The following is a 9466-nucleotide window of genomic DNA, read 5'->3' on the forward strand; positions in this document are numbered from 1 at the left end:
CGTATTTCATTAGCTTTACTTATGAATTACCAGGGGTGAGCGTAGAAGACAGGTGAGCGAGCGCATAATTTCAGACCTCATATTACCCCAGCGACGACTTTTGCAAGAGGTCTATTGTTGAAAGCTTGCCAGATATCAAGGTAAAGATTGTCTCATCCTCCCCGGATTTAATCGTCGAACCTGTCACCGCTTTTCCCCAACGGTGCGGTCAGTGGCAATTTGTTGAATCTTTTCCCGATCTCAAGGTGCAGATTGTCGAGAATTTTCCCGATATCCAGATTCAGTTTGTCAATAGCTTTCCTGGTGTTCGGTAAGAAACTAACACGGCGTGCGACTTTCTGTATTTCTGCCTCCCTTGCCAAGGGAGGTTAAGAAAAAGTTGCACACCGCGTAAACTAAGAATTAAAAATTGAGGCTTTTTAATCTTTAATTGTTCCCTAGCCTGGATATTGTGCTTGCCAGCGTCGCTGGGGACCCATGTCCAGATGCAGCATATAGGGCACATACATATAGGTCGCTAAACCGCCTTCCCACCAATCCAGCATCTTTGCGAGCTGTCGCCCGGTGTAGCCCTCCACCCTGAAATCAACAGCACCGCCCGTCATCGGTTGATTTTTGGACGCGCCATGAACCTTAGCTCCAAAGGGTTTGTGATGATACCAACTGGTGATCAGGAAAGGCTTACCAATCTGGTCTCTGGCAACTTGTAGCTGCTTGGCAAGAGCGATAATATTCTCCACGACTTCTAGATTTTCGGGGAGATGGCGATCGCCATTAGGAATCGCGTCTGCCCACGTCAAGTCACCACCCGCAATGATCGGATCGTTCAGATGAATTTCTGACGAAGACGAATAGGTTGCCAAAGCCAACGGTTGGCTACTTTTGAATGTCAGTTTCTCCATCACCTCCGGCGCAAGATCGGGGCTAGGGCCATTTAATAAAGCTTGGTGAAACTTCTCTAACTGCTCTGGGTGATTATCTTTGAACCATTGCTCAAGCTCATCAATCGCTTGATTTTGATGCTCTAAATTCTGATAAAACTTAAAGGCATTTGTTAGTTTGAACTCCATCTCGGTCTATCCCTCCAGCGGGCAATTCCCTAAATACCAGCCTACCGCGCAACCTGTACCACTATTCTTTCGTTTCTCGGCTGGAGGGACAAAACCCTGCTCTGGAAGATTAGAGAGACTTTCATGAAACTGGCATTTGCTCTTTCAAAACAGATGCCTCCCTCTTAAGGGGTAACTTTTCTCGCGGTTGCGGGGATGGATGAGCGCCAAAACTGGTTAAAACACTTTCCAACGTTGGCAAGCATTGAGTGACCTTTTTCGCCCGAATGATCCCGTCCCAAACTGGCTCCAACTTCTTCCACGCCCCAGCATAGACCAAATGCCGCATCCGGTCAGACCAACGATCCTTAGCCCAAGCACCTTGGAAAATATTACTCCAACGGTAAAAATCTTTATAAGCTTGCCAGTAGCCTGCCTCTAGCACCTCCGGCGTCATCTTAGTTGGCTTGTAGACAACATGACGAGTATCGTATAAATCCCAGTTGGAATGAGTAATTCGTCCCTGCGCTGCCATGCGTTTGTACAAAGCAGTATCGGGATAAGGCGTCAAAATGTGAAACGTGGCAGTTTCTAGCCCTTGCTGCACCGCCCATTCAACGGTGCGCTCAAACACGGTTTCATCATCGTCATCCATGCCAAAAACGAAGCTAGCATTCACCATCACGCCCAAATCCCGCAAACGGCGAATCGCAGCGCTGTAATCTCGATTGAGATTTTGATATTTATGCTGTTCTTTGAGATTCGTCGGGTTAAGGGTTTCAAAGCCAACAAACAAGCTGCGTAAGCCACATTCGACTGCTTTTTCCAACAATCCCGGCTGCAAGATAGATTGTACCGTTGCGGCTGCTTGCCACACGCGCCCCATCCCCTTCATCCCCTCAAACAACGCGGCGGCGAATTCAGCGTTGCCAAACAGATGATCGTCGAGAAAATAAAGATGATGTCCTGGCAGCCGCTCAATCTCAGCCAGTGCATCGTCTACAGGTTGCGTGTAGAAAGATTTGCCGCCTTTAAAGAAAGCTTCTTTGTAGCAAAAATCGCAGGTGTGAGGGCAACCCCGCGAAACGACAATGGAGTTCGGAATTAAGTACAGATGGCGCTTAATTAAGTCGCGGCGAATGGGAGGAACGCCGAGGAGCGATCGCAGTTTCGACTGATACACTTTACCAGGATGTCCCGCCCGGAAATCCTGGAGAAATTCAGGCCACGTATCTTCACCAGGACCCAGGAAAATTGTATCCGCATGGGCAGCAGCTTCTTCTGGAAGTGAGGTAACGTGCAATCCACCCAGACAGATGTATGCACCTTTTTTACGGTAGTGGTCGGCTAATTCGTAAGCTCGGTAAGCTGAGGTGATATAAACCTGAATCACTACCAAATCTGGCTCATCATCTAAATCCAGTCGCTCAACGTGTTCGTCTTGCAGGATAATTTCATCATCTTCGCTGAAAAAACTGGCAATCGTCGCTAATCCCAGTGGCGGAAACAGCGAATATTTAATCGGTCGCCAGTGGGGGCTGAGGGCTTCAGTCAAAGCCGGTAAAATCATTTTGACCTTCATTCAGAAAGCTCCTGCGACGATTGGTAGGTTTCTGGGCACCGATTCTAACCGGCAATCTGCTTAACAGTCGCTTACGATGACGATAGTCAGGTTAATTCTTCATATCTATGACAATTGCTCAACTATTCAACGGCGCGAATCTGTTTGTTCTGCCTTTCTGGGCGCTAATGATTTTCCTACCCAACTGGGGCGTGACGAAGCGGGTGATGGAATCTTATCTCCCCTTTGTAGCTTTAGCAGCTTTATATGTGTATTGGTTTTTTACATCCATTACACCGGAATCTGCTCAAGCAATGTCCAATCCTCAGCTAGCTGATATTGCTCAATTCTTTGCAGACGAGAAAGCTGCTGCGATTGGGTGGGTTCATTTTCTGGTAATGGATTTATTCGTTGGTCGCTATATCTACTGGGAAGGACAGCGTACTGGTGTCTGGACAATCCACTCGCTGGTGTTGTGCTTATTTGCAGGGCCAATGGGACTGTTGTCTCATATTTTGACAAAATGGGTGACAAATAAATTTTTCTTTCCAACTGGAACCGATTCCGTAGCTGCCTCGACTCCAACTTCACAGGCGTAAGAGAATTTTGGATTTTGGATTACAATCGAGCGGTGTAAAAAGGTTAGTTTTAACATTTTCACGAGTCGTAAATTGTCAATCTAAAATTCGCAATCAATTCATTATCAAATAGAGAGAATAGATGTATGCGTACCCTAGCGGTTGACATTGGCGGCAGTGGCATCAAGGTGATAGTCTTAGACGAAGCTGGAGAGCCACAGACCGAACGTAGTCGAGTAGAGACTCCAGCTCCAGCCAAACCGGAGCCTGTGATTGATGCGATCGCAAGTCTTGCTGCCGCAGCAGGTGAATTTGACCGCGTATCTGTTGGTTTTCCAGGTGTTGTGCGCGACGGGGTGACGAAAACGGCGGTTAATCTAACTCCAGAGTGGATTGGATTCGATCTGGCAACCGTGCTGAGCGATCGCTTGGGCAAGCCGGTACGGGTGGCAAATGATGCCGATATTCAGGGAATGGGGGCAATTTCCGGAAAGGGCGTTGAGTTGGTTATTACCCTGGGCACCGGCTTTGGGTCCGCCTTGTTTGTAGACGGGACACTGGTACCCAATCTGGAACTGGGTCATCATCCGTTTCGCAAAGGGGAAACCTATGAAGAGCAGATGGGGCGTGCTGCTTTGGATAAAGTCGGTAAGGAAAAATGGAATAATCGTCTAGAAAAAGCGATCGCATCTCTTCAACATTTGTTTAATTACGATTCCCTTTATATCGGCGGCGGCGAAGCGAAAAAAATCGCGTTTGAGTTACCGTCAAACACGAAAATCGTGCCCAATGTGACAGGTTTATTGGGTGGAATTGCTTTATGGCGGGATTAGAATGAATTAAAAATGTAAAATTAAAAAAGAGTCTTTTTGCATTTAATTTTACATTTTTAGTTTTTAATTGGAGATCGCTATGGTACAAGCTCCTGCACCCATTTCTGAGGTTAAAACCCCAGGCTATACGACTGAATTGAGCGAACTCGCGATCGACCTGATTCGGAAAGCTGGGTGCGAGTACGGAGATGTCCGCTTTTGCTCCTACCGAACGCAGAATCTTTATGCACGCGATCGCTCTTTGAGCAATTTGTCAGACAATGTCAATTCTGGTTTTGGGGTGCGGGTGCTGCTAGATGGCGCTTGGGGTTTCGCTGCCAGCCATAACAAAACTCCGGCAGAAGTTGCCAGAATTGTTGCTTTAGCGGTAGACATCGCCAAAGCCAGTCGCCTTTCCCAACTCACGCGGGTGCAGTTAGTTCCCGTTGAAGCGCACCGGGATACTTACATCACTCCGATCCAGATTGACCCTTTTACGGTGCCAATTGCTGAAAAGGCAGAACTGCTGCTGAATGTGAACGAGCAGTTGTTGAATTATGGCGATCGCGGCATCAAAAAAGCCTATTCTTACCTCAGCTTCAGCCGCGAAGACAAAACCTTCGCTTCCACAGAAGGTTCTCTGATCCAGCAGACAATTTATCGCAGCTATCCGGGATTTGGCTGTACAGCGATCGCCAATGGCGATGCTCAAAGCCGCAGTTACGAACGCCCACCCTTGAACATCGGGTATGAGCATATCGATCGATCGGATATCCTTAGCCAAGTCGATCGGGTTGCGGAAGAAGCGATTGAGAAAGTTCACGCGCCTGTTGGTCCTTCGGGGATTCGTTCGACTTTAATTCTCAAGCCGACTAACTTATTTTTGACCATTCACGAATCAGTCGGACATCCCACAGAACTCGATCGCGTGTACGGCTACGAATCCAACTTTGCAGGCACTAGCTTTGCCACAACTGATAAATTAGGCAAACTGCAATATGCCGCACCTTGGGTGAATTTTAAATGCGATCGCACTCAGCCGGGAGGACGCAGTACCGCAGGCTACGACGATGAAGGAGTTGCCTCACAAGATTGGTACGTTGTTAAGGATGGTACTTTAGTAGACTATCTAACAGACCGCGAAACTGCCCATCGACTCGGACGCCCCAGCAGTAACGGTTGCGCCTATGCTGATAGTTGGTCAAGCGTGCCGATGGTTCGCATTCCTAATTTAGGGCTAGAACCAGGACCAGAGGGAGGCAGCCACACCGCTACTTTAGCCGAGATGATTGCTAACACCGAAGACGGTATTTTAATCGACGGAATTGGTAGTTTCTCCATCGATCAACAGCGCCGCAATTTCCAATTTGGCGGCGATGCTTTCTGGAAAGTCGAGAAAGGGAAAGTGGTAGGGATGCTCAAAAATGTTACCTACCATTCAATGACAACTGACTTCTGGAATAGCGTGGATGCAGTTGGTCCCGCCTCAGAATGGATGCAGTGCGGTGCTAACAATTGCGGTAAAGGCGAACCGATCCAAATTGCCCAAATGACTCACGCCTGCGTACCCGTGCGAGTGCGCGATATTCAGATTGGCAGTTCCTCGTAATTTGAAATGGAGAAGCGATCGCATCCCTATCATCTTCAATTTCTAAGGCGATCGCTATCTTCCTACAGAAAAAGTAGATTATTTTTTCTAATTTTAGATAATTTAACAGCAAAATTCCCGAAAACTTTGCCAATAATTTAAGGATTTTACTCTGAATGAATCGGTGCTAGCGATATTTCAGAACGAGCTATATTATTAATTTCTGGAATAGCAGAGAAAACTGCCGACATAAATTTTTGAAATAAACGCTTAAATTCCTCTGGTGCGATCGCATCCAGCATCCAATGATGAACTGCCACTAGCAGATCGCTATCGCCGACAACTGCGATCGCAAAACTCAGACTAGAAACCTGTTCGGCATAAAATTGCCTGTGCAATAAAGCGTCTAAAAATTCTCGGCTTAGTTGACCGTGAACCGCTGCTAAAGGTGATAACAAAGTAAAAAACTCACCCGTTTTTGCCATTCTTATTTCTACCTGCAACTGTCCTCCCGACAACTTAACGATTGAAGGAGGAAAGGGGAGCGAAATAGTGCAGCCACCCGATTCATCTAAAACTAATTTAGGTGAAGTATCTGGCTTGCTTATTGCTGCTAAACCAGCATTTACATTGTCTCTCAGCAAAATTTTCCCCTTTATGAAATATGGTCTCTTCTACTATTAAACAGCAGAAAAATCAAATTCAAACGATTAAGTAGAAACGCGATCGCTAATCGAACGAACCTACCTACCCCTACGCCTTCTAGAGTTATTACCCATTTGCTCTAATTCTGCTAACCTTTCGGGATCAATATTAGATAAAGCTTGATTAGCTTGCTTGTCTTGGATATCTTCCCGTCCGCTTAAGTCTTCAGCAATTTTATCGCTAACAGCGGGAACATAATTCCCGACAAAACCATGTCCCTTAGTTTTACCCACGCTATGAACTGTTGATTTAGCGTGTCCTCCCGTACCAAGAGCAGAGTCTATCCTGCTACCAATGTGGCTATAAGTCCCGACGGCAAAACTAACTGGGTCAAATCCACCCACATATAGGTCGGTTTTTAATATTGAAGACGGATGCTGTACAGCATTTCCGGCAAAAATTAATTGGATATAAGTATTCAGATCCTCCTTAGCGCGATCGCTAGCCATCCTCTTAGCTGCTTCCTCTCGCGCCGCCGCCGCTAATATTTCTGGGTCTATACCTAGTCCCATATCATTTTCTTGATAGAACAGAGCAAAATCTTGATAGATTTTGAGAACTGCGGGGTCTTGTCTTGCTAATAATAGATATTCTTGTTTCAAAACTTCGTGTACATTTCTAACTGCATTGTCAGTTTTAATCGTTCCTCGGCTGTGAGCAGAAACAGTAACCCGTGTTTTGCGGCGCACCGCATCTAGCATGATTTCTTCCTGCTTCTCTGTTGCTTCGTCGTCAACTTGGACTTTTCCTTTGAGGCAGTCAATCAGATCGGCTACCACACCACCCCGTTGAGCGCTATAGGTGTAAAGAACATCTATGGCATTCTGTCCTAATGCGGCATCGTCTTGAGCATCTAGCGCTTCGTTGACTGATTCTTGCAATGCTGCGGCGCTTAAAAGTCCCGATTTTGGCGCTACTTGCATACCATTGATATGAGTTACAGAGGGGTACCAATCTCCTAGAGAGACGGGTTGTGGATAGGGTGCTACGCGAGGTGCTTTGCCGTTAAAACCAGTCACCAAACCCATTGCGAAATAAACGACTTTCCCATTTCCTAATTGCGTGCGCTTAACCTCCTCAATTATCCGATTTGGCGATCGCCCTGACACTCGATATTGCTTGCTGTCAAAATCACTAAAATTGCTGCCTTTGCCAACACTTTGTTTCTCAGCAGAAAAAGCTCCACTTCGGCTTCTTCCTTCCGCTGGAGCCTGCTGGTCATTATCTTGAAGTTTCAGGCTAATTTCTGTCTGCTGTTCTATAACTTGGTCGCGCAAGCTAATAACGCCCGATCTTCTAGGATGCAGATCTGAGAATTTATCTAGACAGCGATCGATTGCCTCTAATAACTCACCCAGCAGAATGCTATCTGTACCTGCCTGTTGTACTTTCTTCAGTGCTTCATCAACTTTTTTTAGTTCGGATGGACGACGGGAGAAGGAAACCGAAGTTGCTGCTTGAAACGCTTTCACTCCCATAATTTCTTTTGCTTGAATGAGTGGCAGTTCCCCAGTCTGCGTATCATTCAATCTCATGATTTGAGAGCCAGGGGACAATTCAGATGATTTCTGTATTTGCCGCTGTACCTGACCCCCATTCTGCTGCACCACATGAGTTAACTCGTGCGCCAACAATTCTTGTCCCCCGCGGCTCCCTGGATTGTATTCCCCCTGCCGAAAAAAGATATCTTGACCCGTAGTGAAAGCTTTAGCTTGAATTGATTGATTTAGCTGGTGAGATTGGGCATCAGTATGGATTTTGACACTGCTGAAGTCTGCGCCAAATGCCTTTTCCATTGGTTCTCGGATGCTTTCCGAGAGGGATTGTCCGCTACCTTTGGCTTGTTGGATGGATGTTTCCAGATCCGCTGTTGCAGCCATTCCATCCGCTCCAGACTGACGCTGCACTATTGGCTTCATCTGGAGTTCGTCTTCTTCATCGAGTTGGGGCGTATCTTGCCGCTGGATGCTGCCTTCTGGTTTCTGCTGGAGTTTTTCCTCCTCATCCAGTTGGGGCATTTCGTCTCGCTGGACAGTTTCACCCGAAGCTGACTGTTTAGGCGCAGGTGCGTTATTAATCTGACTCACGACTTGAGCCGCTACTCGATCTGCCTCTTGTTCGTACCGATCCCCTGGTTCTCCAATCGTCAGTTTTGCCTGAATTGGTTGGGGTGTCGATATTTGGCGGGGAGCAAATAGGTTGGGGATTTCCAATAAGTTAATGCCTTGGCGTTGCGTACTTTCTCTTTTCTGCTGCCAAAAGGCATCCATCTTTGCCTGTAATACCGTTAGTCGTTCCTGTCCCTCTGGCGTTATGCTGCCTAGTTTCGCCTGTATTTCTAGCCCGGTCGCCTCAAACTTATGCTGGTCAAATGCTTGATTTTCTATTTCCTGCTGGGTAGGAGGCAGCTGCGAATCAGGTTTTGGTTGGATTGCAAAAGGGCGCGACTGAATGCTGTGGCTGTTTTTCTGGCTAGAAGCGGGATTCCAGGAGGAAATTTTTCGCATTCTCTCGTAGGTCATATTTCGCCTCTATGCCAGGGTTGCAAAATAATATTGTTTCTTGTCAATATTATCTTTAGTCCCTTGTTTTAGCATAAATGTAATGTTTTGTAACTAGAATAGAGCAAGCTGGGATAACCTATTGAGATGTAAACATAGAGAACTCACGTACATCAGAACTACTGACTGTTGCAGCGTTGCTGAATTTACGAATAATCTGCCACTCTGGAATAGAGCTTTTAATTATTTTGTTAATTGGCATTTGAAAAGCCTCGCACCCGAAATCTAAACGCGATCGCATCGCTTCATCCCAGACTCAACCATCCACAAATCTCAGAATTATCGTGACTCTAGCAACAGCACCCAGTTTAATCAGTAAAGATCGGGCGATATCTCTATTAGAAGAAGTTATTAAACAGTCGGAAGCAGAGGAGGTATTTGTCAGCCTCAGCACTGGTGAAGAATCCCTCAGCCGCTTCTCGGAAAATCAAATTAGCCAAAATATTAGTAGCACTCAGTTTAAGCTCACCATCACCAGTTACTTCGGACGCAAGAGTGCCTCTAGTTCTACGACAGATTTAGATTCAGATGCGATCGCATCTGCCATCAAACGCTCGGAAGAACTTGCCCGTTTCGCCCCAGAAGATCCGGAGTGGGTGCCACTGCTAGAAC

8 protein-coding genes and 1 pseudogene are annotated in these 9466 nt (G+C 46.6%); 5 read left to right on the forward strand and 4 right to left on the reverse strand.

Going from position 1 to position 9466, the window contains the following annotated elements; all coding sequences use genetic code 11:
• Positions 1–113: 113 nt before the first annotated feature.
• Positions 114–314, forward strand: a pseudogene (locus NDI34_RS26790) (hypothetical protein); the annotation flags it as partial.
• Between the two features lie 123 nt (positions 315–437).
• Here NDI34_RS26790 and NDI34_RS26795 read toward each other — a convergent pair.
• Together NDI34_RS26795 and NDI34_RS26800 are read right to left on the reverse strand one after the other, a co-directional pair.
• Positions 438–1070 carry a D-Ala-D-Ala carboxypeptidase family metallohydrolase gene (locus NDI34_RS26795; protein ID WP_348234347.1) on the reverse strand — a complete coding sequence of 211 codons (633 nt, stop codon included), beginning with the start codon at positions 1068–1070 and terminating at the stop codon, positions 438–440.
• 121 nt (positions 1071–1191) lie between these two features.
• Positions 1192–2631, reverse strand: coding sequence for a radical SAM protein (locus NDI34_RS26800; RefSeq protein ID WP_348234348.1), 1440 nt, complete (start codon positions 2629–2631; stop codon positions 1192–1194).
• 107 nt (positions 2632–2738) lie between these two features.
• Between NDI34_RS26800 and NDI34_RS26805 the strand changes: the two genes are divergently transcribed.
• The 3 genes from NDI34_RS26805 (at position 2739) to NDI34_RS26815 (ending at position 5609) form a co-directional block, all read left to right on the forward strand.
• Positions 2739–3209 (forward strand): ABA4-like family protein, encoded by a 471-nt coding sequence (locus tag NDI34_RS26805; protein ID WP_190686483.1) that lies wholly within the window; start codon positions 2739–2741, stop codon positions 3207–3209.
• Positions 3210–3334: 125 nt separating this feature from the next.
• Complete coding sequence (locus tag NDI34_RS26810; RefSeq protein WP_348234349.1) at positions 3335–4021, forward strand: ROK family protein; 687 nt, start codon at positions 3335–3337, stop codon at positions 4019–4021.
• Positions 4022–4100: 79 nt separating this feature from the next.
• Positions 4101–5609 (forward strand): TldD/PmbA family protein, encoded by a 1509-nt coding sequence (locus NDI34_RS26815; protein ID WP_348234350.1) that lies wholly within the window; start codon positions 4101–4103, stop codon positions 5607–5609.
• Between the two features lie 146 nt (positions 5610–5755).
• Here NDI34_RS26815 and NDI34_RS26820 read toward each other — a convergent pair whose 3' ends face one another.
• Entirely contained in the window at positions 5756–6232 is a 477-nt protein-coding gene (locus NDI34_RS26820; RefSeq protein ID WP_348234351.1) for a hypothetical protein, read from the reverse strand.
• A gap of 99 nt (positions 6233–6331) precedes the next feature.
• Entirely contained in the window at positions 6332–8815 is a 2484-nt protein-coding gene (locus NDI34_RS26825) for a DUF4157 domain-containing protein (RefSeq protein ID WP_348234352.1), read from the reverse strand.
• Between the two features lie 323 nt (positions 8816–9138).
• Here NDI34_RS26825 and NDI34_RS26830 point away from each other — a divergent pair.
• Positions 9139–9466 (forward strand): DNA gyrase modulator (locus NDI34_RS26830; RefSeq protein WP_348234353.1); only part of this gene is annotated, 328 nt, incomplete at its 3' end.

The sequence above is a fragment of the Trichocoleus sp. DQ-U1 genome (genome assembly GCF_039961925.1).
GTDB lineage: Bacteria > Cyanobacteriota > Cyanobacteriia > Cyanobacteriales > FACHB-T130 > FACHB-T130.

Excerpts from the sequence above, each read along its gene's own strand:
- NDI34_RS26795 (WP_348234347.1), bottom strand. The coding sequence starts at position 1,070 with ATGGAGTTCAAACTAACAAATGCCTTTAAGTTTTATCAGAATTTAGAG.
- NDI34_RS26800 (WP_348234348.1), bottom strand. The coding sequence starts at position 2,631 with ATGAAGGTCAAAATGATTTTACCGGCTTTGACTGAAGCCCTCAGCCCC.
- NDI34_RS26805 (WP_190686483.1), top strand. The coding sequence starts at position 2,739 with ATGACAATTGCTCAACTATTCAACGGCGCGAATCTGTTTGTTCTGCCT.
- NDI34_RS26810 (WP_348234349.1), top strand. The coding sequence starts at position 3,335 with ATGCGTACCCTAGCGGTTGACATTGGCGGCAGTGGCATCAAGGTGATA.
- NDI34_RS26815 (WP_348234350.1), top strand. The coding sequence starts at position 4,101 with ATGGTACAAGCTCCTGCACCCATTTCTGAGGTTAAAACCCCAGGCTAT.
- NDI34_RS26825 (WP_348234352.1), bottom strand. The coding sequence starts at position 8,815 with ATGACCTACGAGAGAATGCGAAAAATTTCCTCCTGGAATCCCGCTTCT.